The organism is Chryseomicrobium aureum (assembly GCF_043182735.1).
Lineage (GTDB): Bacteria > Bacillota > Bacilli > Bacillales_A > Planococcaceae > Chryseomicrobium > Chryseomicrobium aureum.
In genome coordinates, this window is the sequence record NZ_CP171117.1 from 2399100 (window position 1) to 2420115 (window position 21016).

Here is a 21016-nt window from a genome sequence, read left to right on the forward strand (position 1 = left end):
CATTCGAATGCAAACCATTTTTCACGATCTGAATTAAAGGAGGAGAATTGAGAATGGAAAACAACAATCAAAACCCAGGACACACAGCTGCTGGTGACGGACAATGCCCGGTTACAGGTATGGGTGCAGGCCATAAAGACAGCGCAATCACGACATCTAAGAAACCTGGTGGCACAAACAACAAAGACTGGTGGCCAAATATGCTCAACCTGAACATTTTGCGCCAGCACGATACGAAAGCAAATCCGTTCGGGACTGACTTCGATTATAAAGAGGAGTTCTCTAAGCTCGATTATGATGCGTTAAAAGAGGATCTTCGCAAACTCATGACAGATAGCCAAGACTGGTGGCCAGCAGATTATGGTCATTACGGCGGTCTATTCATTCGTATGTCATGGCACGCAGCGGGTACATACCGCACTTTCGACGGCCGTGGCGGTGGAAACACAGGAAACCAACGTTTCGCTCCACTAAACAGCTGGCCAGATAACGTCAACTTAGACAAAGCACGTCGTCTACTTTGGCCTATCAAACAAAAGTACGGAAACAAGATCTCTTGGGCTGACCTTCTAGTACTTACTGGAAACGTGGCACTTGAGTCTATGGGCTTCAAAACATTCGGTTTCGCAGCAGGACGCGAAGATATTTGGCATCCAGAAGAAGATGTGTACTGGGGGAACGAAAAAGAGTGGTTGGCAGACAACCGTTACTCCGGTGACCGTGAACTTGAAAATCCACTAGCTGCGGTTCAAATGGGTCTGATCTACGTAAACCCAGAAGGACCAAACGGAAAACCAGATCCACTCGCATCTGCTAAAGACATCCGTGATACATTCGCGCGTATGGGAATGAACGATGAAGAAACAGTTGCACTTATTGCAGGTGGTCACACATTCGGTAAAACGCACGGTGCTGGTGATCCATCTCAAGTTGGAGATGACCCTGAAGCAGCAGATATCGAAAACCTAGGTTTAGGTTGGTTGAGTAGCCATAAGTCTGGTAAGGGACGCGACACGATTTCTTCAGGTCTTGAAGGCGCTTGGACAGCAAACCCTACACAATGGGACAACGGGTTCTGGGTACAACTCTTTGAATACGATTGGGAATTAACAAAGAGCCCAGCTGGTGCCTACCAGTGGATTGCGAAAGACTTAAAAGACGAAGACAAAGCTCCAGATGCAGAAGATTCTAGCAAAAAAGTACCGACGATGATGTCAACTGCTGATATGGCTCTAAAAATCGATCCAGATTACGAGAAAATCTCTCGCCGCTTCTACGAAGACCATGCAGCATTCGAAGATGCATTTGCACGCGCTTGGTTCAAACTTCTTCACCGCGACATGGGACCTAAAGATCGTTACTGGGGACCTGAAGTACCAGAAGAGGAATTGATTTGGCAAGATCCAGTTCCAACAGTAGACTATACATTGTCTAACGAAGAAATTGCGGATTTAAAAGAAAAAATCTTGGCTACAGACCTAACAGTAAGCGAACTTGTAAAAGTAGCTTGGGCTTCTGCAAGCACATTCCGCCACACAGATATGCGCGGAGGCGCGAACGGTGCGCGTATCCGTTTTGCTCCACAACGCAGCTGGGAAGCAAACGAGCCACAACTTCTTGAGAAGGCTTTGAAGATCTACGAAGACCTACAAGCTGGACTTGAAAAACATGTGAGCTTGGCTGACCTAATCGTTCTTGGTGGAACAGCAGCAGTTGAAAAAGCAGCACGTGATGCTGGCTTTGATATTGTCGTTCCATTCTCACCAGGCCGCGGTGATGCAACGGAAGAACAAACAGACGCAGAAAGCTTCGAAGTACTCGAGCCAATCTCTGATGGTTTCCGTAACTATCAGAAAGCAGAGTACCCAACAAGCCCTGAAGAAATGCTAGTCGACAAAGCGCATCTACTTGGTCTAACAGCTCCTGAAATGACAGTTCTTGTAGGTGGACTACGTGCTCTTGGTGCAAACCATGGAGATACGAAACACGGCGTATTCGGTGAACAAACTGGCAAGTTGACGAACGACTTCTTCGTAAACTTACTAGATATGAACATCGAATGGAAACCAGCAGGCTTCAACCAATACGAAGGACGTGACCGTAAGTCTGGCGAAGTAAAACACACAGCTACGCGCTTCGACCTCGTATTCGGTTCAAACTCAATCCTTCGCGCACTTGCAGAAGTGTATGCACAAGACGACAACAAACAGAAATTTGTTAACGACTTTGCAAAAGCTTGGGTAAAAGTGATGGATGCTGACCGTTTCGACTTAAAAAACTAAATGAATGAAAAGAAGCACGTGACTTCCATTTCGGAGGTCACGTGCTTTTTATAATGGAAATTTTAATGTAATGGTCGTTCCTTTTTGAACTTCACTAGTTATGGAGAACGTCCCTTCTAGCTCTCGGACAAGTTGTTGCGTCACACGAAGCCCCTGCCCTGCAATTGAACTGCCCGATCCATAAGTAAGATCCATCAGTCCGACAAGCTGATCTTGAGCAATCCCAATTCCACTGTCATCCACATAGATGTACAGCCAGTTACGCTTGATCATCGCTGAGAGCGTCACTTGTCCTCCTTTAGGAGTGGCATCTAGTGCGTTTTTGACGAGATTGATCAGTACTTGTTTCACTTGTACATATTGAACCTCTACTTCTTCTAATAGATCGATATCCACTGTCATCCGCACACCTTTTTGTTCCGCGTAAGGTCTCAGACTGTCTACCACTTCCTCAGTAAGTATGCTTAGTGATTTTTTATCCGTCCCCATCAAAGCATCTTGTCCCGAGGTGTAGTGATTCAGTGCTTGATTCAATTGTTCTAGCTCCACTTCAATTGCTTCTAATTTCGCATTGTCTGCGAAACTGAATTTTCCTTTTAGCTCTCTCAAGTGTTTTTCCGCCTGCTCAATGTGACCCGTTAATTGATTACCAAGCAACTCGCCCACCTCAGTAATGTAGTTCACTTTCTCTGTCGTCAGCGCCTCATTTTTTAGTGTAGTATAATGACGCATATTTTCGGAGAAATAAATAAACGATACACTCGAGACAATATAAAGGATGAACATGCTGCTAAACACCGGAAACGCAATTTCTCGCAGCTCGGCAACTTGTCCGTTCAGTGTAAAGTGTGTGACGATGCCACCGATCGCCATCCCCCAAGCAATGATGCCTAGTCCTCCACTCGCCAAAATACGGAGCTGGAAAGAGAGCCGTAAAAATCCACGACGTACGAATAAAAATACAAGGATTAACGCTGCGGCTACCCCTACGACAATCAATGCACCTTGAAATCCTCCGAGTGAGAAGCGGAAGAGAATGATCAGCGTAGCTGTGATGCCTCCACTTAAAATTCCTCCGTATACAATCGAAATCAGGAGCGCCACCCACCTCAGGTCCCATAAGAACCCGTCTCCTGAAACCATCGGAAATTGCATACAGAGAATAGCGGCGAGTCCAAGAAGGACACCTAAAAATACACGCGCACCAATGGAATTATAGTTCGAGATAATGAACTGGAAAAAGTACAGGGGTGTAAGAATCAATAAAAAGTTTAATAAGACATCTGCAAAAAGGACTTCCATGACACCCTCCTATACTTTCAAGATGAAGAGGGTTTGGTCATCTTCCACGGGCAGTGGTTCGAGTGTATTGACTCGACTGAATATAGCTTTCGCAAGTTCCGCTGCCGACTGTGAAAAGTCTGCTTCTTCAAGTGCTCGCCGCAAGTGTTCCCCATCATCTGATTTGTTTTTCTTTCGTTCCGTTAGTCCATCTGTGAATAACACGAGGATATCGCCTTCTTCAAGTTCCAAACGCTTTTCTTGAAAGGTAGCATCTTCTAAAATACCGAGTAGTGGACCGGTAGGCATTAATTCTCGATAAGTCTTTGTTTTATAGTTGTAGAGAATCCCAGGTTCGTGACCCGCAGATCCATAACATAAAACACGGGTCTGTTGATTGTAGGAACCTTTGAACATGGTAATAAACCGACTTGCTTCCATGTACGTATGCGAAAATGAATTAATTTTAGACAACACAGCTGCTGGTGACTCACGTAGTTCCATCGCAAATTGCATCATCGTCATCTGAATGGCAGCTGGAATCCCTTTTCCTGAGACATCTGCAACCCCAAACACTATTTCTTCACCGTGCGGAATGACTGTGTAAAAATCCCCGTTCAATTCCTTAAATGCTTTACTTACAACACCCATGTCGAGTGGCAATGCAGTGCGCTCCATGGCGTCGAATAAATCTTGTTGCACTTTTGCGGCAAGACCAATCTCAACTTGAACGGCTTGGTGTTCGCGTTCAAGCGCTCGGAGTTTCAGAGGTTCTGTAATGTCTTTGAATGTGACGAGCACCCCTTGCGTTGCGCCGCGTTCGACGACAGGTTGAACAAAGTATTCAATGGGAAACGATTTACCATCTTTGCGCCAAAACTGATCTTCCGCTACAAAGGAGTATTCGGCAGTTTCTAGAGAGAGATAGATAGGACTGTCTTCCATATAATGAGGTCTACCATTCTTTTTGGTGTGATGGATAATAGGATGAATCAATCGACCAACCAATTCATCTCTTCGGAATCCAAGCATTTTCGAAGCTGCGTCATTGATGAATGTCAGTCTCCCTTGCAAGTCGACTCCGAAAATCCCTTCACCAACGGTATTCAAGAAGCGCTCGTAAGTCTCAGATAATTGTTCAATCTCGCGGTACGGTTTTTCACCAAACTGGATATACAGCAAGATAAATAGATAGACAAGCGCTCCCATTTTCATAAGATGTGCCCCGATATAGGTAATGTGACCGGGCGCTCCCGATAAGAGTACAAGATAGAAAAACATATAGTAGATGGCAATCGGTAAGATGAACGAATTCTCAAATGTCGTCAATTTGAGTTCTTTTCGTCCAAACTTCAACCATAGTACTACACCAATATGACCGACAGCTAAAAGAAACAGTCCAATGCGGATGTAGTAACGTGTCTCCACCTGTTCAGGCAAGACAGCTTGAAGTACGAAAATGAGACTAACAACTGACACAATATAGAAAATCGTGACAAGAATACTTGCTCCTTTAAAGTTTTGCAGTTGAATCGGTTGTCGTCGTTGCAGAATCAAGAGCAACAGCATACCTAGCTCGGTGACTCGAGCAATAAACCAAAAATCTCTGGACATCTCAGGAGTTGTAAAAAAGGATGCTGGCATTCCAGGGAACGTCAGTAGATGAAACAGATCGAAGAGGCCGATTGCCAAGAAAATTCCAGCTAAAATTATATTGTTGTAGGAATCACCAATACGCGTATACAACCATGCCTGTACAGCTATCATTAAAGCTATAAAGGAGCTTGTGACTGTCAAAATGATATAGACAACCAAATATATGGGTGCCTCTGTATTCGAATCTGGAAAGCCCAGTAGTGTTTTACCTATAACTACAGCTACAAGCAAAAGACCAAAAAGGAATGCCCCTCGTGCGTGATGGATCAATGGTTGGATAGGTCATTCCTCCTTCGTAAAAAACTTTATACTATGTATTATCACAGATTTGACAAAGATTGTACAACAAGAACTGACAAAATTTGTTTTGAGACAATCCCTGGGTTATCTCAAAACCAAAGATAACTTAAAAAGTGAGACAACCCCTGGGGTTGTCTCACTATTGAAAATAAGCACCTAATTTATCAATCATCACTTGTGCATCCATTGAAAGGTCATGGAACAAGACATGTCCATCTGGGCGTAAGATGAGTGTACTTCCTTTTTCCATACCAATACCAAGATCCAGATGGCGGTGGACATCATAAATGATTGGTAAAGCCTCTTCTTCTAAATGGAGTGTACCGCCACGCGCGACGACAAACACTTTCATCATTCCTGGATACACAGACTCTACCAGTTTCTTGAAGGTTTGCGCATAGTCAATCAGCTCGCGTTCATAGCAGTCAATGTAAATCAGGCAAACAAATTCATGTTTTTGTACGAACGGATACAATCGCGCCGTTGATTTGCCTTCAAAGAACAATTTTTGGTCAGGCACACGCTGTCCAGCTTGTATGGCCTTGCGTGACAATCGTTTATCTCTAAACTCTTTGTTACGCTTCACTTTATGGTATTCATGATGAATATGCGAGTAGTAGTTTGCCACGAGTGGCTGTACCCAATTTTGACTGAGTACGGCTTTTCCTGCCCAGTTCCGAAGCTTTCCGATGACCCCAGTCTGTTCAATGGCTTTCAATTCAAGTGTTGTATCCCGAATAACTTCTTTTGCAATCGGATAACGTTCTTCATTGTAACTCGCTAAGAAGGAATCTTTTGCATACCCCTTCAATACGAGATCCATCTTCCAACAAATATTTGAAGCGTCTTCAAGCCCTAGATTCATCCCTTGACCACCAAGTGGATTGTTGACATGCGCAGCATCGCCTAGGAAAAACACGTTGCCAACACGGTAATCGGGTACTTGACGGTGAGCTGTCTCAAATGTACGGATCCACTGTGGGACTTCGACACGATAGGGAACATCGAGAATGCGATCGAGACTTTCTTGCAAGGCTTCGAGTGGCATTTCTTTTGGCGCATTCTTCCCTTGGCGAGCCCGGTCCATCCCTACAACGCGATACGTACCGTCTTTGTATGGGAATAAGGCCACAGCACCTCGATCATTCAAATGCATATTGATGAAAATTTCATTCAGCCCTGGAATCTCGACGTCAGAAGTGAAGAATGTGTATCCTTCATCCGCTCCAATAAAGGGAAAATCCAAGTAGTGACGTACTTGGCTTCGGACGCCATCACAAGCTAACGCATATTTCGCAAAATAACGTTTTTCAACACCATGGTGAATGGCGGTCACAAAGACACCGTCATCGTTCTGTTTGATGTCGACGACTTCATGCTCCATATAAATTTCTGCATCTTGCGCCGCAAGATTCGCCACAAACAGTTCTTCAATTTCATTTTGCGGCAAAATAAAAAGATACGGATAGCGACTCTTAATATGGTTTAGCTCGACGTAAGAGGGATCTCTCCCTGCCAAGTGCATTTTCATTCCTGGTCCCGGGTAGCCTCTTCGTAAAAAGAGTTCGTGGATCCCTAAAAATTCTAATAGCTCGACAGACCGTGCTTGGATGCCGAGTGCTTTGGATAATTGGGTCGGACCGGAGCGTTTTTCTAAGCAGATAAAGTCCACGTTTCGTTTCTGGAACTCATTCGCTGCCATCAGCCCTGCTGGCCCTGCTCCGATAATCAGTACGTCTGTTTTGATCACATCTGTCATGTGCGCCGCTCCTCTCTCGTCCAGTCACTTCTAGTATAGTCGCAATACCGCTGCAAATGCGACTTACGTGTTTCCTATAGTGTACCCATTCTGAGAAAGGACTAACGCATTGGCGTCTGAGAAGTTGTGACGAGTCTTTGACGAACTTACCGTCACAGAGGTATTTTCTGCATATTTATCGCACTACTCTGACAATAATCCTACTATTTTACACGGAATAAGGCGTGGTCTATAATTAGAGGCGTTGTGTAGAAGTATACATACATTTGATAGGAGCATGTAACATGATTGATGTACAACACATCACAAAGCGTTACGGCGCATTTATAGCGATAGACGACGTGACGCTCACGATTCCAAAAGGAGCCATTTACGGGATCATCGGAGCGAGTGGTGCTGGGAAGTCGACACTATTACGGATGATGAATCTTTTGGAGAAGCCTGATAGTGGTCGTGTGAACGTGGGAGGTCAGAATCTCACTGCACTTTCTAGCAAAGGTCTTCGGGAAGCACGGAAATCCATTGGGATGATTTTTCAACACTTTCATCTTGTGGCGAATAAGACGGTCCGAGACAATGTTCGTGTCGCGCTCGAACTTGCGCGTTATCCAAAACGGGATCAACTCGCTCGTGTTCAGGAATGCCTGCAATTTGTAGGTCTTCAGGAGATGGCAGACAAGTACCCTGCTGAACTGAGTGGTGGACAAAAGCAGCGTGTGGCGATTGCACGAGCTCTTGCAACAAACCCATCTGTCCTACTTTGTGACGAACCGACCTCTTCACTTGACCCTCAGACGACAGCAGAAGTGTTGGCCGTCTTAAAGGATATCAACGAGCGCCTGGGTATCACGATTGTGATTGTCAGCCATGAGATGGACGTCATCAAAAGTATTTGTACAGCTTTGACAGTACTTGAGAACGGGCATATTTATGAATCGTTTACACATGAACCACATGGTATTAAGACGCCTAAAAGCTCGTCTGCATATTTTGTAGAGCAGTTGAAAGGAGTTACTCGTGATGCCTGATGTTCTTGTGCAGTACCAAGGAGAAATTATTCAGTCAATTGGCGAGACGTTCTATATGGTCGGTGTTTCGATTCTTTTCGCTGTTTTGATTGGACTTCCAGTCGGGACGTTCTTATTTTTATGTCGCAAAGGCCAGTTGCTTGAAAACCAAGCGGTGTTCTCGACGCTGAACTTGCTCGTGAATATTACGCGTTCCTTCCCGTTCTTATTACTCGTCGTCTTTTTGATTCCGTTCACGCGACTCATCATCGGGACAGCTATTGGTACAACGGCGGCAACGGTCCCCCTCGCTATCATTGCGATCGCACATTACTCGCGGTTAGTAGAGCAATCGTTGCTCGATGTTCCACGCGGCGTATTAGAAGCGGCGGTTTCAATGGGCGCATCTGTTCGGGAAATCATCACGAAATTCCTGTATGTGGAAGCACGGTCTAGCCTTGTGATGGGGCTCACGACATCCATCATCAGTTTTATCTCGTATTCGACCATCATGGGCGTCGTCGGTGGTGGCGGTATCGGAGACTTTGCAATCCGCTACGGCTACCAACAATTCAAGACAGACCTCATGACGTATATGATCATCATCATGGTTATCCTCGTCCAGCTCATCCAGTTCAGTGGTATGACGCTTGCGAGATGGCTTGATAAACGCTAAATCACCTTAGGAGGAAACACACATGAAGAAATTACTCGCTTTAGTAGCAATCCTTGTCCTGTTCCTAGCAGCTTGCGGAAACAATGATGAAGCAGCTCCAGCAGAAGACGCTACAGAAACGAACGAGACTACTACTTTAAAAGTAGCTTCTCTTATCCCGCCAATGACAGAAATCTTAGAACTTGTGAAACCAACACTTGCTGAAGAAGGCATTGAGTTAGAGGTTGTTGTCCTTGGTGACAACGTACAACCAAATGCAGCGCTTGCAGCTGAGGAAGTGGACGCTAACTTCTTCCAACACGTGCCGTACATGGAAGAGTTCAACCGTTCGAATGATGCAAACCTTGTACCGATCACACCGATCTATTTCGCAAACTACGGTGTCTATTCAAAAGAGTTTGCTTCTATTGAAGAATTACCAGAAGGTGCAACTGTAACAATTGCCAATGATATCTCAAATATCGACCGTTCATTGTCACTACTTGCCCAGCACGGTGTCATCACGCTTGGTGAGAAACAAGATAACTACTATACACAAGCGGATATCACTGAAAACCCAAAGAATTTAGTGTTCGAGGAAGTCGATCTCTTGATGCTTGCGCGCACTTATGATGATGCAGATGCTGTTGTGATGACGCCAGCTTATGCAGCACCACTGGGCTTGACACCGAAATCTGATGCGCTTCTAACAGAAGGTACAGATAACGATTTTGCTATCACATTGGTTGCACGTGAAGACAACAAAGAAGACGAAGCAATCCAAAAGCTTGCGGAAGTCATGACAAGCGATGCCGTTCGTGAATTTTTAGAAGAAAACTATGACGAAACGGCGATTCCCGCTTTCGAATAAGACAGCAAAGCACCCAATCCAGTTTTGATGGATTGGGTGCTTTTTTATGTTTAAGAAACGTACAAAGTGTACATTATGTACATAGAATGATAAAATAGGAGGTAAGGAGGGATGATCATGAGTGTTTTAAGTGCTACAGATGTGAGAAGAAACTGGAGTCAATTCAATGATGATATTGTTCGGGAAGGGCCACAGTTTGTGAAGCGCAATCGTGATGAATGGGTCGCTATGAGCACAGAACAATTGAAAGCAGCTTTTTCAAATTTTACGTTCCATGCGCATTTGGTACAAGAGGATGATGGCACTATCACAGCTACACTGGATCAATTTGATCTCGTCGAGAATGGCTCTTCTGAGAAGGAAGTTTTAGAGGCGTTGACATATGAATTAATCGAGTACTCTCAAGAATACATGGAAAACTTTAAGCTTTATTTTCATTCACCGAATCGAAAAGCTCACTTTCCTTATATTTTGAACGTAGTGGCTCAAGATCATCCTGAGAATGTGCGTCAATTGATCACGTGCCAAGCTGGCGTGAAATAGAACGGTTTTGTAGAAAAGATGGATGGGAAGAATATAAGGTGACTCATCACATCTATTTCCGCAAAGTTATGCCAGACGGTACAGTAAAACGAACGAAAGTTTCTCGAGGAACAGGCGAAGTAAAAGGCCATCTTTGGAAAGAGATTTTGAAGAAGCAGTTGCAGGTTACTGAGGAAGAGTTTAATCGTATAAAATAAAACTACTAAACACCCAGATCCAGCTTGATGGATTGGGTGCTTTTTTTATCTGTCCACTAAGCCTTTTAGTGCTCTATTCAAAATACTGCTCAGGATCTGTGATTTTCTTCTCAATAAAGATTTTGGACCAAGCACTAATCTGTTCAATATAGGACTCTTCATCAACATCGGGTAATACATCAAGTACCTTTCGAAGAGACCCTTCTTTATTGACCTGATGTATAGCCAAATCTGTCACTACTGTCATTTGAACTTCACCATTTAACGAAATTATTGCTGTAACTTGCTTCTTAACTAAATCAACATATGTATACTTAATTTTTATACCAGTAGGTTTGAAAGTAGTATATCCTTGATTTTGATCCATTGAGTCATCTCCAAGCGATTTTTTCGTTCTCTATACTGCTATTTATTCTCAAGCTACTTGCTAGACACATGAAATGGAAGCAACCCCCAATAAGTACCTGGTACCCAAACAATTCCAACACAATTTATATTCACCCACTTTCTAACGTAAGAATGCGGGTTCAGATTGCATATCCTGTGAATAGTCATGAATGTCTGAATTGTTTTTGGGACAGGTACTTTTGAAGTTACTGAAGCGTGAAGACACATTTTTTGAATGTTTCTTCACGTTTTTCATTTCCATTTATTTAGCTTGTATTCAAACAAAATCAATCGTATACTTTTAATTACTAATTGTAAGTTACTATATTTATGTAACTAATAGGAGGAAGATTGAATGAACGCTCCACTTCATTATGAATTACGTAAACCTTCGTACCTTGAGCCCGAGAAGAGTTACCCAGCTCTTTTTGTATTGCATGGCATGGGAAGCAATGAACAGGACTTATTGCCACTTGTAGATAAATTAGCAGACCAGTTTTTCATCTTTAGTTTGCGTGGCCCGATCGCTCAGCCACCTGGTTTTGCATTTTTTACAATTGAAGGTTTTGGAAAACCACATCGCCCTATATTCGAACAAGCTATGACAGCATTAGAGAGCTTTTTAAATTATGCTACTACTACTTATCCGGTCGATACTAAATCCGTTTATTTTATGGGGTTCAGTCAAGGTGCTATCTCTTCTATTTCACTTAGCTTGCGGATTCCAGAACGTATACGCGGGGTAATCGCTTTAAGTGGTTATATTCCAGCGTTTATGCAAGAAGAATCCAAAAATTTTGAATCATCTGCTCCACGTTATTTTATTTCCCATGGTCAACAAGATCCTGTATTACCTTATCAATGGGGAGAACAAGCACGTGATTTCTTGGTTGGACAAGGTGCAGATGTTTCGTTCCACTCTTATCCAGATGGTCATTTTGTCTCCGAGCCAGTTTATCATGACTTCACGACCTGGTTAAAAGATGATTTATCTAATACTATTGAATAATCACAGAGTGGAAATATATCCCAAAAGGTACCTGGTACCCAAACAACTTCAACACAATTTATTTTCATCCACTTTCTGACGTAAGAATGCGGGTTCAGATTGCATACTCAGTGAATAGTCATGAATGTCTGAATTGTTTTTGGGACAGGTACTTTCTAAATCCTTTTCGTTTAGACTTAAAACTTACTCACTTACTAAGGAGTTCCACTTCACTTTGATTACCACACTAACTAAAATACCCATCGACAGCAATCCAATAAAACCAAATAGTGCAGTAAATAATTTGAATCCAGGTGTCGGGGAATTGCCCAGCAAAAAGAATACAATGAATGAAATGGATGCTAAAACAACTGTTGTTGCTAGTTGCGCATTTCGATTTCTTTTTACTAATGGATACACGCTCACTAAAATGAAAGCCAAGAATGACACAACCATTAGTAGCGGGAATAACGGCTGGAACTTAGCTGCATAAATAAAGTGATCGAGCATTACAATTTGACCTTCTGTAGTGATTGGATAGCCATTTAAATAGTTTGAGACAAGAGCCGTATTGCCCCATTCCCACGGATTGTCATAGATTTGTGCCCCTTCGTACCAGGCAATGAAAGTGGAAACTACTAGAGCTGTGAGGCTTGTAGCCAGAATTATAAAACGTTTTGTACTCACAATGAACCCCTCCATTCTTCATTTGTTACTCTATACAAGCTCATTCTTTCTCCAACACTAATTCCTCTTCTTAGTTTACAACACCTAGAACCAATTATGTAAATTTTTAGAATACTGCTATGGTATAGTAGACGTACTACATTCCAGAGGAGTTTCCACTATGAAAAATATATGGCAAGAAAATAATGAATTTGAGGAGTTGCCAGCTTTAACCGACAAAATGGTAAAGCAGGCAGAAAAAAAGCTAAAGGTAAAGTTGCCCGAGACATATATCCAACTTCTCAAACAACAAAATGGAGGCTATATCCTCTTTAATGCGTATCCTACTACTGCACCGACCTCTTGGGCAGAGGATCACGTTCAAGTCGACCATCTGCTCGGCATCGATCAAGGGCAAGGAATCCTGCAAAGCGAGTATTTGATTAAAGAGTGGGGATTGCCGAACGATATTGTTTTATTTTCAGGAGATGGCCATGCTTGGGTTGCGTTTGACTACCGAAACACAGAAGAAAATCCGCCAATCATCTATGTGGACCCGGATGCTGAAAAAGTCATAGAGTTAGCACCTGACTTTGATGCCTTCCTCGATGGGCTTTACGTAGAAGATCGAGAGATTGAAGATACTGATTTTGATGATGAAATGAAAGAATGGACTCTTGAGGAAATTGAGGAGGCCATTGCTTCTACCAACGAATATGAAGTCCAGCTTGGGTTAGAGTATATTCATCAGCACACTAAAGGAAACGAACAGTTCCTTGAACAAAAGCTTATTCAACTCCTCCAAAGTCCTTCGCTTGATTTGAGACAAGTCGCTGCGAATTTAGCTTATCATTTCAATGAAGCTGGAACGCTCTCTACTGAGGCTGTAAAGACCATGGTGGCCATCATTCGAAAAGATGAAGAAATTGAGTATTATGCCGACATGTATTTTAGCAGCTATTGAGTATGAGTTATTAATAAAACAAACGGATTGACCCTTTCGCTGAGGATCAATCCGTTAACTTATTTCTTCTTCCATCCTACAAACTCTGCGGCCTTAAAGTTATACAGCGGTTTCAAAATATCTTGTACTTCGATGGTGTCTTGCGTGTTCTCGATGATTTCGTGCATCGGCTTGTACGCAAACGGGGACTCATCAATCGTATCTGCGTTTACACTCGTCGTATACACGTCTTTCATCGTCGACTTGAAATCCTCTAACTGGAGCTGTTGTTTTGCTTTTGTACGAGAGAGGATGCGACCTGCGCCATGCGGGCCTGATTGGTTCCAATCCTCATTTCCTTTTCCTTTCGCAAGTAAAGAGCCGTCTCGCATATTGATTGGAATCAACACAAGCTCGTCTTTGCGCGCAGAGATTGCGCCTTTTCGGAGAATCATTTGGTCCAGATCAATATAGTTGTGCACGGTATCGATTCGTCCGATTTCTGTAAAGCCCATCGCCTTCATGATTTCATCAATCATCGCCGCCCGGTTCCATTTCGCAAATTCTTGCGCAATCTTCAAATCATGGAAGTAATCCTCCATACTTGTACCTGTAAGGTAGGACAAGTCTTCCGGTACCGCCGGTTCTTCACTCTTGAATGTTTTGATGGCTTGTTGGATTTCAGATTGTCTACCCTGCGCTTTTAAGGTAGCGATAAGTTCGTCTAAGCGATCTTTGTCTGTGCTCAAGTTTTCAATCGCTTTTTTCTGATGATAGTTCGCTACTTTAACACCTAAATGACGACTTCCGGAATGTACCACTAAAAACAGCCGACCGTCTTCTGCTTGGTTGAGTTCGATAAAATGGTTGCCACCACCAAGTGTTCCCATAGACAGCATCGCTTTATTTAAACTGAATCCTGCTTGTACCTGGTCAAAAGCAATATGTTGCGTAAAATCATGGGCATTTGTGCGAAGATCTATTCCGGATGGCACAGTTGATCGAATAGCTTGGTCGAGCTTACTGAAATCGACGGCGTCACTTTTTACTTCTACACAAAGCATGCCGCACCCTATATCAACGCCGACAAGGTTCGGAATGACACGGTCTGTCACTTTCATCGTCGTACCGATAACCGCGCCCTTGCCTGCATGACAGTCAGGCATGATCCGAACATTGGCGTTTTTTGTGACTTGTTCATTCAAGAAGCCTTCAATTTGCGCAATTGTCATGTCATCTATGTTTGAGGTGAAGACTTTGGCTTCTCCGTATTTTCCTTTAAGTTGCTTTGTCATTGTTTCCTCTCCTCTTTTCAATACCTGGAATTAAGAATTTAGTTGAATTTGCTCTAAATTCTCATCGATTTCTATCAACTTATTAAAATTTGATGCCTTTATGTTGGCTTGCCCCTCAGAACCTGACAAGTAGTATACATCATAAAGTGCTCCTAATGTGTTATGAATTTGTTCTAAATAGCTTTCATAAAGTACATGATCACTTTTAGTAAATCTACCATTTTGTATATATCTATTTTCAATCTCATTACCTATTTGCGAAAGCTTCAACATTACAGGAGTGAGCACCTCACTTCCGACAGATTTGTCCACTATGTCTGAATAAATCAAAGAGCTTTCAAATTTTTCATTCATAAGTCGAAAAGCATCAATTGAAAATTCTTGGCCTTCACTTTCACTGACCTCATTCAAAGGTTCCCATACATGATAAAGTGAATTCCCCATGATTACTTCTAGATTTCTTTCACTTTCTTTCAAATTTAAATTCGAGATAATCATTGTCGTCGAAAAGACTATCAAGCCAATAAGTAACACACTGTAAGCCAATTTCCCCTTCATACACTTCAGCCCCTTTGTGAGATGCAATAATTACGAGTTCCATCTATTGTGACCATATAAAGAAAGAAATGGTTTCCTCCTGTTTGCTTTCCATGAAGCAAATTCCGCCTTCAAATTCACAATCTAAAACGTGTTATCTATTCTTAGAAACTCTTAATCATCCAAATAAAATCCCTTTACATATTTATTGACTTAAAATATTTAATTATTTATATTTGATATATATTTATCGATATTCAATAAATAATTAGAGGTGTTTCGTATGGATATTTCACTCACGCAAACGAAAACTACTAATTCATTGCTGTTTTTTGTCGTCCAGCAAGTGCGCGCAGCTATTTTCCCGCTGTTTATCTTTTTCATTCTTGGAATCACTTTAATTATCGATTTACCTATTCTTGCTCGGTACGATTGGCTCCTACTGTTTTGCGTCGCAATGCAGTTCTTTATGGTCAAGACGAACCTAGAAAGTGTGGATGAGTTAAAAGTGATCACGGTCTTCCATTTCATTGGTCTCGTGATGGAAATTTTCAAAGTGAACATGGGCTCTTGGAGTTATCCAGAGGAAGGGATTTTCAAAGTGTTCAATGTGCCTTTGTTTAGTGGCTTTATGTATGCAAGTGTAGCAAGTTATCTCTGTCAGTTTTGGCGGATTTTCGATGTTAGGCTGATCCAGTGGCCTTCATTGAAAATTGCAGTTCCGCTTGCTGCCATGATTTATTTAAACTTTTTCATGCATCATTATATCTGGGATTTCCGCTGGATACTGTTTGGTGCCGTGGCAGTCGTTTTTTTCAGAGCCAAGCTTTCCTTTCGTATACGGCAATCTCTCATCCAGATTCCGATTATCGCGTACTTTTTCTTGATTGGTCTGTTGATATGGATAGGTGAAAACATCGCAACTTTGCTCGGCGCTTGGCATTATCCGAATCAATCGAACGGGTGGGAATTGGTCCACATAGGAAAAATCAGCTCTTGGTTGTTACTAGTGATTGTCAGTTTTTTGATTGTTGCGAATTTAAAAGTAGTGAAGGATAGAATAAAGAGCTAAGGCATTTATTTATCCTTCACTTTTCATTATGTTTCTGACTGTTGGATACAGCACGAGGAATACAAACAATGCGGTTGCAATAACACTTGTTGAAATCAAATCTTCTCTAATTTCAATTGAAAACCCAAATCCAATGAACTGGAATAGTGCCATGCTAATTGCGGCTAAAAGACAAAACACTATATAACGGATGTCAGTGCTTTGGTATCTTCTCTCCGCAACTAGGTAGTGCGTCGTAGCGAAGAAAGTAAGCCATGCAAAGAATGCGAGTATGATCATGATCATTGAAACCTCTTTTCTTGAATGAATTCGTTTTAATCTACATCTTGTAAGACTTCAACCTCAACCGCTTCGCCATAACCCGGAAGCGAGTCTTCGCTACCTTCATGCATCACTCGTACTGTCATACCCGTACTAAGTTCATCAAGTGCTTCATATGTAAACCAGACTCCTTTATTGTGTTTTAGAACAATTTCAAGAGGCTCAAGGGTCTCTATATCGTCTTCAGATGCGCCATTTACTACTAGAAATCTTCCATCTTCAACAGCAGCAATGGTTCCTTCATAAGTTAAATAGTCCATTTCGTCATTGCCTTGCGTAGACTGTTGGCATCCAGCTAGGAAAAAGATGACGACAAGTATATACAACCATTGCATTTTCATAAGAATCCTCTCCCCCACGTATTACTTACGTCGCTACTAGAATAAACGTATCTAGGGAATCTTTTTCCGACTCGTTCATCATGTGATAGAGCGATGTGGCTAGTGTATGGAACTGTGTCGAATCCCTAGAAAAATCACGATAAACTTCCGATGCATAGTCAATTTCCCACTGACCATCTTGTAAATAGGAAGAAGAAATCACGTCTTCTTTTTGAACCGAAAATCCTGCTGCTTCAAGTAAGCTTCTAATTTCTTGTCGACTAAACACATGCTGGATATTGCCGTCATTTTCTGTGAGTGCTGAATGCAACGCAAGTACTGTCACCGCGCAGAAATGGCCACGTTGCGATGTTTGTGTATAGTGAACATCCCACTCCGCAAACAAGAGTTTAGAACTAATCGTTCGAATCTTTTTAAAGTAGCTGCTCAAAATCTCCGGCGAGTGAAAATCCCAACTGGAATGTGCAAACACTACGCAGTCGTAGTGTTCTTCTACTGGAAATGTAAGAAAGTCTGTCTCGAGATGAAAACTGATGCGCTCACCAAGTTTCGTCCGTTGAATCTTTTCGTGTGCCTGGCTCAGCGTCAGTGGAGCACCGTACTCACCGCTCGCTACATCAATCGCTGTGACATGTCCGCTTGCTCCTACTTGATCCGCGAGCACCACCGTCATATCGCCTTGGCCGCAACCGATTTCTAACACGCGCATGCCTTCTTTTAATTCAAATGCTTGTGCTAGATTGAAGCGGTGTTCTAATTGAACCTTCTGAACAGCATCCTCTTCAAATAGCTGATACTGTTTGCAAAATTCTTCTACACGTTCTTTCATGGTTTTCCTGCTTTCTTATTCGGAGTCTTCGAGCACTTCAACCTGAACCGCATTGCCGTACGCCGGAAGTGTGTCCTGCATGACATCATAAGACGCTCTGACTACTGCGTTCACCTTCAGTTCATCTAGTTTTTCATACGTAGCCCAAATGCCATCCTCATATTTTTCAATTATTTCTACTGGTTCGAGAGTCTCTATGTCTTGTTCAGTCGCATCTTTCACTAAGAGAAATCTGCTATCTTCAATAGCAACGATTCTTCCCACTTCCGTATAGAATTGTGATTCATTTGTGGTTTGTTGACAGGCTGTGAGTAAGATTACTAATAGAGATACAAGATAGAGGACGTACTTCTTTTTCATACTATCTACTCCTAACTAAAGTTGTTAGTACTGGATTTAATGCTTACTCACTAGCGTCATAAAACTCGTCTTTGATCCGCTGCATGTACTCATTGGTTGTTTCATCTGCCCCTTGCGGATTCTGTTCCATCAATCCTGGAATCAACTTCTCCCATAAAACATCCATCACATAAAAGTCTCGGTCGAAATAATAATCTAACGCATCGACGGATATTCCTAAAGCATCTGCATAAATCTGTTTATCTTCAATTTCTACGGAAGCTACATTCTCATTGATATACTCTGTTACTTCATCTTGGTAGACTTCCACACCGTATAGAGAAGAAGCTTTTTCTAGCGCTTCAATTAAATTGCTCACAGATCCCTCTGCCATTTGCTCGATTTCTGATTCTTCTAGTTCATGGCTAAACAGCTTATTTTCCAGTTTCAGTCGAAACTTCGCTTTCTCGACACTTAGTAAGTTCTTAGCCTCACTGTTCTCTACTAGTTCTTCGTCAATTACCAGTCCTGTACCTTCTTCGTTTACCTCTATACCTTCCCCTAGAGAGTTGTTTGGCATTTCTAGTAGGACCTCATCTACGATAGTTGCAACATTTGCTGTATCATATTCAATCGGATCTGCCGGTTCCTCTTTCGTCACAAGATATATACCAATTGTCACGGCAGTAGCTGCGGCTGCCAGAAGCAATAAAACTATCCAGTATCTCTTTTTCATTTCATCCTCCTCACTCCACCATCTTCGCCGGACACCCAACTAAATGATCATCAATCATCCCGACAGCTTGCATATATGTATAGATAATTACGGGTCCTACAAATGTAAAGCCACGTTTCTTTAGGTCTTTGCTGAGTCGCTTCGAAAGCGCGTCATCTGTCAGAACATCCGAGTCTTTCTCAGGTGTGTGGATGATTGGTGTGTGGTCGACATAACTCCAGAGAAACTCAGAGAACGAGCCAAACTCGTCTTGTATCCGTTGGACGGCTTGTGCATTTGTGCGAACGGATTTGATTTTCAGTTTGTTGCGTACGATTTCATAACCTGTTCGAATACTTTCCAAATCGTCATCTGAGAGATTCGCACAAGCCGCAATATCAAAATCATGGAAAGCTTCTTTATACGCTTCACGCTTTTTCAAGATTGTGATCCAAGATAGTCCTGCCTGAGCACCTTCAAGTGACAACATTTCAAACAAGTAGCGGTCGTCGCCTTTAGAGGGCTTACCCCACTCCCCGTCGTGATACTCTTGCATTAATTCGCTCGTCCCGGGCCATGTACATGCTGGCATACAGTCATCTCCTTGTTTGATGTTTTTTCTACAGTATATGGTAAAATGAAAGAAAATGGGAGGCGTCAGTATGTCACAACTACCGATTCGCAAAGATCAATCGAAATCTCTTTGGGTCAATCTCGTCGACATCGTTCTCGCACTACCTCGTGCAATTGCACAACTCGTTCGTATCATTTTTGATTAAGTGGTGGAACCTTCTTCTGACAGACAACGTTTTGTCTATTGAAGGAGTTGATGACCATGGGCTTTTGGTACATGCTTGGCCTACTCATCGGAATTGGTTTATTACTATACGGAATCATGCAATCTTCTAAAAAAACACCGTTCCGCAAAATTTCTGTCTTGATGGCTGGCACGATTTTAATTGGAATCTCACTTTATATGTTCACACCAGATAGCGCCGACACTGTCTCTACTTTGTTTAATTTATAAAAAAGGACCATGGGATTCCATGGTCACTTTGCGTTTTAGAGTTTTAAATAAGGTTTCTTACTGAGTTTAATTTTAAACGGTACGATAATCAAAAGTGCCAAACTGATATACCCGAGCGTCAATAGGCCCTGTGTCTCTTCAGAAAGGTATTGTTTCTCTCCACAGTTGCTACAGCGTTTCCCTTCTTTCGACCAGCCAAGCTTCCAAATCTCGCGCGCCGTCCACTTCTGTCCGCAATTCGTACATTTCGCCATCAATTCATCGCTCGCTTTTTAAGTAGTCGCTCTACCACAAAACCAGATGCGATTCCGATCAAAAGTGGAATCATCGAGCCACCGGTTTCTAGTTCAAAGCCACCAGCTGTTGAAACTGACTGTTCATAGTAAAAACGCAGCCATGAGATTTCGAGTGCATTTCCTAGATTATAGAGCGCAATTGATACGACAATCGCAACGACGGCAGGTGCGAGGATATGGGATAGTTTTGATTTCATTGCCAGTCACTCCTTTGTTATGTAGTTCTACGATGTTCTTCACAAAAAGTTTCAGATAAACTGGCTCTTTTCAATTCATTGTGTCGCACTGATCTTCACTGTGCAGTGTCTTTTCAGTCGTTTCGTCTACATATACGTTCGGCTCTTCCAATACACCTTTTTCACAAAACTGCACGACATCCTTTCCCCACTTTTTCACACCGTACCGGTATTCAATCGTAGGTTCATCTTTAAACAGGACGATAAATTGTGGTTGGTAATACTCATTGTTTACATGATGTTTTGGAATGACGCGTGTTGAATAGACAAAATCCTCTTCTTCAAATCCCATCTGCTCAAAATGTTCAGGAACTTCTCGATCTACCCAATAGTTCTCATAAGGATTCCCGTTATTCAGTAAGTAGAGCAATCCAAAAGCCATTGCGATGAATCCACCTAGTACAAGTAAGAATCTAAATGTGAGTTTCTTCCCACTCATCTCCTCAATCCCCTTTTTTGTATATTCACAATAA

At 42.4% G+C, this 21016-nt stretch carries 26 protein-coding genes; 10 read left to right on the forward strand and 16 right to left on the reverse strand.

Features of this window, described 5'->3' with window-relative positions:
• Positions 1-53: 53 nt before the first annotated feature.
• Positions 54-2282: a catalase/peroxidase HPI gene (katG, locus tag ACF3OH_RS12535; protein WP_392454929.1), complete on the forward strand. Its 2229-nt coding sequence runs from the start codon at positions 54-56 to the stop codon at positions 2280-2282.
• A gap of 48 nt (positions 2283-2330) precedes the next feature.
• On the opposite strand, the gene ACF3OH_RS12540 is transcribed toward katG, so the two are convergent.
• From ACF3OH_RS12540 to ACF3OH_RS12550, 3 genes are all read right to left on the reverse strand, one after another.
• A complete protein-coding gene (locus ACF3OH_RS12540) occupies positions 2331-3584 on the reverse strand; it encodes an ATP-binding protein (RefSeq protein WP_392454930.1) in 1254 nt (417 codons plus the stop codon).
• A gap of 9 nt (positions 3585-3593) precedes the next feature.
• Positions 3594-5489: a SpoIIE family protein phosphatase gene (locus ACF3OH_RS12545; protein ID WP_392454932.1), complete on the reverse strand. Its 1896-nt coding sequence runs from the start codon at positions 5487-5489 to the stop codon at positions 3594-3596.
• 169 nt (positions 5490-5658) lie between these two features.
• Positions 5659-7278, reverse strand: a complete 1620-nt coding sequence (locus ACF3OH_RS12550) for an FAD-dependent monooxygenase (RefSeq protein WP_392454933.1) — start codon at positions 7276-7278, stop codon at positions 5659-5661.
• Between the two features lie 284 nt (positions 7279-7562).
• On the opposite strand from ACF3OH_RS12550, the gene ACF3OH_RS12555 reads away from it, so the two are divergent.
• The 5 genes from ACF3OH_RS12555 (at position 7563) to ACF3OH_RS12575 (ending at position 10551) form a co-directional block, all read left to right on the forward strand.
• Positions 7563-8306 carry a methionine ABC transporter ATP-binding protein gene (locus ACF3OH_RS12555; RefSeq protein WP_392454934.1) on the forward strand — a complete coding sequence of 248 codons (744 nt, stop codon included), beginning with the start codon at positions 7563-7565 and terminating at the stop codon, positions 8304-8306.
• Positions 8299-8961 (forward strand): methionine ABC transporter permease, encoded by a 663-nt coding sequence (locus ACF3OH_RS12560; protein WP_342527715.1) that lies wholly within the window; start codon positions 8299-8301, stop codon positions 8959-8961. The genes ACF3OH_RS12555 and ACF3OH_RS12560 overlap by 8 nt, the downstream gene beginning before the upstream one ends.
• A gap of 22 nt (positions 8962-8983) precedes the next feature.
• A complete protein-coding gene (locus tag ACF3OH_RS12565) occupies positions 8984-9811 on the forward strand; it encodes a MetQ/NlpA family ABC transporter substrate-binding protein (protein WP_392454935.1) in 828 nt (275 codons plus the stop codon).
• Positions 9812-9928: 117 nt separating this feature from the next.
• On the forward strand, positions 9929-10354 hold the full coding sequence (locus ACF3OH_RS12570) for a hypothetical protein (protein ID WP_392454936.1): 426 nt from the start codon (positions 9929-9931) through the stop codon (positions 10352-10354).
• A gap of 38 nt (positions 10355-10392) precedes the next feature.
• Positions 10393-10551 (forward strand): hypothetical protein, encoded by a 159-nt coding sequence (locus ACF3OH_RS12575; RefSeq protein ID WP_392454937.1) that lies wholly within the window; start codon positions 10393-10395, stop codon positions 10549-10551.
• A 73-nt stretch (positions 10552-10624) separates the two neighbouring features.
• Here the strand turns inward: ACF3OH_RS12575 and ACF3OH_RS12580 are convergent, their stop codons facing one another.
• A complete protein-coding gene (locus tag ACF3OH_RS12580; protein ID WP_392454938.1) occupies positions 10625-10918 on the reverse strand; it encodes a hypothetical protein in 294 nt (97 codons plus the stop codon).
• Positions 10919-11293: 375 nt separating this feature from the next.
• Between ACF3OH_RS12580 and ACF3OH_RS12585 the strand changes: the two genes are divergently transcribed.
• Entirely contained in the window at positions 11294-11947 is a 654-nt protein-coding gene (locus tag ACF3OH_RS12585; RefSeq protein WP_392454940.1) for an alpha/beta hydrolase, read from the forward strand.
• Between the two features lie 183 nt (positions 11948-12130).
• On the opposite strand, the gene ACF3OH_RS12590 is transcribed toward ACF3OH_RS12585, so the two are convergent.
• Complete coding sequence (locus tag ACF3OH_RS12590) at positions 12131-12613, reverse strand: DUF4306 domain-containing protein (protein ID WP_392454942.1); 483 nt, start codon at positions 12611-12613, stop codon at positions 12131-12133.
• Between the two features lie 160 nt (positions 12614-12773).
• Between ACF3OH_RS12590 and ACF3OH_RS12595 the strand changes: the two genes are divergently transcribed.
• Positions 12774-13556, forward strand: a complete 783-nt coding sequence (locus ACF3OH_RS12595; protein WP_392454944.1) for an SMI1/KNR4 family protein — start codon at positions 12774-12776, stop codon at positions 13554-13556.
• Positions 13557-13615: 59 nt separating this feature from the next.
• Here ACF3OH_RS12595 and ACF3OH_RS12600 read toward each other — a convergent pair whose 3' ends face one another.
• Complete coding sequence (locus tag ACF3OH_RS12600; RefSeq protein WP_392454946.1) at positions 13616-14830, reverse strand: RtcB family protein; 1215 nt, start codon at positions 14828-14830, stop codon at positions 13616-13618.
• Between the two features lie 30 nt (positions 14831-14860).
• On the reverse strand, positions 14861-15388 hold the full coding sequence (locus tag ACF3OH_RS12605; protein WP_392454947.1) for a hypothetical protein: 528 nt from the start codon (positions 15386-15388) through the stop codon (positions 14861-14863).
• 262 nt (positions 15389-15650) lie between these two features.
• Here ACF3OH_RS12605 and ACF3OH_RS12610 point away from each other — a divergent pair, with 262 nt between their 5' ends.
• The gene (locus ACF3OH_RS12610; protein WP_392454948.1) at positions 15651-16439 is read left to right on the forward strand and encodes a DUF817 domain-containing protein; all 789 of its coding nucleotides are present in this window, start codon (positions 15651-15653) and stop codon (positions 16437-16439) included.
• Between the two features lie 9 nt (positions 16440-16448).
• Here the strand turns inward: ACF3OH_RS12610 and ACF3OH_RS12615 are convergent, their stop codons facing one another.
• Genes ACF3OH_RS12615 through ACF3OH_RS12640 form a run of 6 tightly spaced genes read right to left on the reverse strand, consistent with a single transcriptional unit; the run spans position 16449 to position 19576 of the window.
• Positions 16449-16724, reverse strand: a complete 276-nt coding sequence (locus tag ACF3OH_RS12615; RefSeq protein ID WP_392454950.1) for a hypothetical protein — start codon at positions 16722-16724, stop codon at positions 16449-16451.
• Positions 16725-16753: 29 nt separating this feature from the next.
• The gene (locus tag ACF3OH_RS12620; protein WP_392454951.1) at positions 16754-17101 is read right to left on the reverse strand and encodes a DUF3221 domain-containing protein; all 348 of its coding nucleotides are present in this window, start codon (positions 17099-17101) and stop codon (positions 16754-16756) included.
• A 25-nt stretch (positions 17102-17126) separates the two neighbouring features.
• Entirely contained in the window at positions 17127-17930 is an 804-nt protein-coding gene (locus tag ACF3OH_RS12625; protein ID WP_392454952.1) for an SAM-dependent methyltransferase, read from the reverse strand.
• 15 nt (positions 17931-17945) lie between these two features.
• On the reverse strand, positions 17946-18290 hold the full coding sequence (locus ACF3OH_RS12630) for a DUF3221 domain-containing protein (RefSeq protein WP_392454954.1): 345 nt from the start codon (positions 18288-18290) through the stop codon (positions 17946-17948).
• Positions 18291-18333: 43 nt separating this feature from the next.
• Positions 18334-19005 (reverse strand): hypothetical protein, encoded by a 672-nt coding sequence (locus ACF3OH_RS12635; RefSeq protein ID WP_392454955.1) that lies wholly within the window; start codon positions 19003-19005, stop codon positions 18334-18336.
• Positions 19006-19015: 10 nt separating this feature from the next.
• Positions 19016-19576: a DNA-3-methyladenine glycosylase I gene (locus ACF3OH_RS12640; protein ID WP_392454956.1), complete on the reverse strand. Its 561-nt coding sequence runs from the start codon at positions 19574-19576 to the stop codon at positions 19016-19018.
• Between the two features lie 243 nt (positions 19577-19819).
• Here ACF3OH_RS12640 and ACF3OH_RS12645 point away from each other — a divergent pair, with 243 nt between their 5' ends.
• Entirely contained in the window at positions 19820-20011 is a 192-nt protein-coding gene (locus ACF3OH_RS12645) for a hypothetical protein (RefSeq protein ID WP_392454957.1), read from the forward strand.
• A gap of 35 nt (positions 20012-20046) precedes the next feature.
• Here ACF3OH_RS12645 and ACF3OH_RS12650 read toward each other — a convergent pair whose 3' ends face one another.
• The 3 genes from ACF3OH_RS12650 to ACF3OH_RS12660 form a co-directional block, all read right to left on the reverse strand.
• Positions 20047-20265, reverse strand: a complete 219-nt coding sequence (locus tag ACF3OH_RS12650) for a hypothetical protein (protein ID WP_392454959.1) — start codon at positions 20263-20265, stop codon at positions 20047-20049.
• The gene (locus ACF3OH_RS12655) at positions 20265-20504 is read right to left on the reverse strand and encodes a hypothetical protein (protein WP_392454960.1); all 240 of its coding nucleotides are present in this window, start codon (positions 20502-20504) and stop codon (positions 20265-20267) included. The genes ACF3OH_RS12650 and ACF3OH_RS12655 overlap by 1 nt, the downstream gene beginning before the upstream one ends.
• Positions 20505-20574: 70 nt before the next feature.
• Complete coding sequence (locus ACF3OH_RS12660; protein WP_392454961.1) at positions 20575-20982, reverse strand: DUF3139 domain-containing protein; 408 nt, start codon at positions 20980-20982, stop codon at positions 20575-20577.
• Positions 20983-21016 lie beyond the last annotated feature (34 nt).

Bases quoted from the DNA above. Each gene is read 5' to 3' on its own strand.
- ACF3OH_RS12625 (WP_392454952.1), bottom strand. From the start codon at position 17,930: ATGAAAGAACGTGTAGAAGAATTTTGCAAACAGTATCAGCTATTTGAA.
- ACF3OH_RS12555 (WP_392454934.1), top strand. From the start codon at position 7,563: ATGATTGATGTACAACACATCACAAAGCGTTACGGCGCATTTATAGCG.
- ACF3OH_RS12655 (WP_392454960.1), bottom strand. From the start codon at position 20,504: ATGAAATCAAAACTATCCCATATCCTCGCACCTGCCGTCGTTGCGATT.
- ACF3OH_RS12640 (WP_392454956.1), bottom strand. From the start codon at position 19,576: ATGCCAGCATGTACATGGCCCGGGACGAGCGAATTAATGCAAGAGTAT.
- ACF3OH_RS12605 (WP_392454947.1), bottom strand. From the start codon at position 15,388: ATGAAGGGGAAATTGGCTTACAGTGTGTTACTTATTGGCTTGATAGTC.
- ACF3OH_RS12610 (WP_392454948.1), top strand. From the start codon at position 15,651: ATGGATATTTCACTCACGCAAACGAAAACTACTAATTCATTGCTGTTT.
- ACF3OH_RS12620 (WP_392454951.1), bottom strand. From the start codon at position 17,101: ATGAAAATGCAATGGTTGTATATACTTGTCGTCATCTTTTTCCTAGCT.
- ACF3OH_RS12615 (WP_392454950.1), bottom strand. From the start codon at position 16,724: ATGATCATGATCATACTCGCATTCTTTGCATGGCTTACTTTCTTCGCT.
- ACF3OH_RS12560 (WP_342527715.1), top strand. From the start codon at position 8,299: ATGCCTGATGTTCTTGTGCAGTACCAAGGAGAAATTATTCAGTCAATT.
- ACF3OH_RS12635 (WP_392454955.1), bottom strand. From the start codon at position 19,005: ATGAAAAAGAGATACTGGATAGTTTTATTGCTTCTGGCAGCCGCAGCT.
- ACF3OH_RS12570 (WP_392454936.1), top strand. From the start codon at position 9,929: ATGAGTGTTTTAAGTGCTACAGATGTGAGAAGAAACTGGAGTCAATTC.
- ACF3OH_RS12660 (WP_392454961.1), bottom strand. From the start codon at position 20,982: ATGAGTGGGAAGAAACTCACATTTAGATTCTTACTTGTACTAGGTGGA.
- ACF3OH_RS12645 (WP_392454957.1), top strand. From the start codon at position 19,820: ATGGGCTTTTGGTACATGCTTGGCCTACTCATCGGAATTGGTTTATTA.
- ACF3OH_RS12630 (WP_392454954.1), bottom strand. From the start codon at position 18,290: ATGAAAAAGAAGTACGTCCTCTATCTTGTATCTCTATTAGTAATCTTA.
- ACF3OH_RS12550 (WP_392454933.1), bottom strand. From the start codon at position 7,278: ATGACAGATGTGATCAAAACAGACGTACTGATTATCGGAGCAGGGCCA.
- ACF3OH_RS12565 (WP_392454935.1), top strand. From the start codon at position 8,984: ATGAAGAAATTACTCGCTTTAGTAGCAATCCTTGTCCTGTTCCTAGCA.
- ACF3OH_RS12650 (WP_392454959.1), bottom strand. From the start codon at position 20,265: ATGGCGAAATGTACGAATTGCGGACAGAAGTGGACGGCGCGCGAGATT.
- ACF3OH_RS12585 (WP_392454940.1), top strand. From the start codon at position 11,294: ATGAACGCTCCACTTCATTATGAATTACGTAAACCTTCGTACCTTGAG.
- katG (WP_392454929.1), top strand. From the start codon at position 54: ATGGAAAACAACAATCAAAACCCAGGACACACAGCTGCTGGTGACGGA.
- ACF3OH_RS12600 (WP_392454946.1), bottom strand. From the start codon at position 14,830: ATGACAAAGCAACTTAAAGGAAAATACGGAGAAGCCAAAGTCTTCACC.
- ACF3OH_RS12580 (WP_392454938.1), bottom strand. From the start codon at position 10,918: ATGGATCAAAATCAAGGATATACTACTTTCAAACCTACTGGTATAAAA.
- ACF3OH_RS12595 (WP_392454944.1), top strand. From the start codon at position 12,774: ATGAAAAATATATGGCAAGAAAATAATGAATTTGAGGAGTTGCCAGCT.
- ACF3OH_RS12540 (WP_392454930.1), bottom strand. From the start codon at position 3,584: ATGGAAGTCCTTTTTGCAGATGTCTTATTAAACTTTTTATTGATTCTT.